Genomic DNA, 597 nt, shown 5'->3' with positions numbered 1-597 from the left:
GACAGCGCCCGCCATCCCAAGCCGAAGACATCGATACCCCGGTGTCCCATCAGGTCGTCGTCGGCCCGCAAAAGCCTGCCGGCCACCAGTAGCGGGTTGCCGCTGGCATGCGCCGGGTCCAGCGCCGTGCGGTAGCGGCGGAACGAATGAGGATTATGGGCTTCCACTACCCGCAAGACGGCGGTAGCCACGGCCGCTTCACCGGCACGGCGGGCCCTCGCGACAGTGTTCCAGTCACGGGAGGTCCAGCCCGCAGTACTTTTCTCGCCGGACAGCCACCTGCCGACCAGGTCTTCAACAGCGGCTCGTTCACCGGGCGGCAAGGGCACGCCAGCCGGGATCGTGACGGGATTCGCGGTGACCACGGCCGGGAACCGGCTGTCCGGGTCCAGCAACGCCGCCTTGTAGGAATCGGTGTGACTGCTTTGCCCGTCCAGCCAGGCAAGAACCTTCCTCACCCCGCCATCAGGCCCTATCACAGCACCCTGGCCAGACCCTACTCTCTTCTCGTCGATACCCAGGTCACCGTCCACCAACGTGGCATCGGAATCATCCACCACACCGCCGCCGTCGCCGCCAACCGCTGGTGTGGCATCC

1 protein-coding gene is annotated in these 597 nt (G+C 66.7%); it reads right to left on the bottom strand.

Annotation, left to right across the window (positions count from 1 at the left end; all coding sequences use genetic code 11):
• A partial coding sequence (locus PV350_RS46945; protein WP_500339350.1) for a hypothetical protein occupies nucleotides 1–597 on the bottom strand: 597 nt, incomplete at both ends.

It is taken from the genome of Streptomyces sp. PA03-6a (assembly GCF_033792765.1).
GTDB lineage: Bacteria > Actinomycetota > Actinomycetes > Streptomycetales > Streptomycetaceae > Actinacidiphila.
The sequence above is the reverse complement of the archived record's forward strand: the minus strand, read 5'-3'. Positions and strand labels throughout refer to the sequence as shown.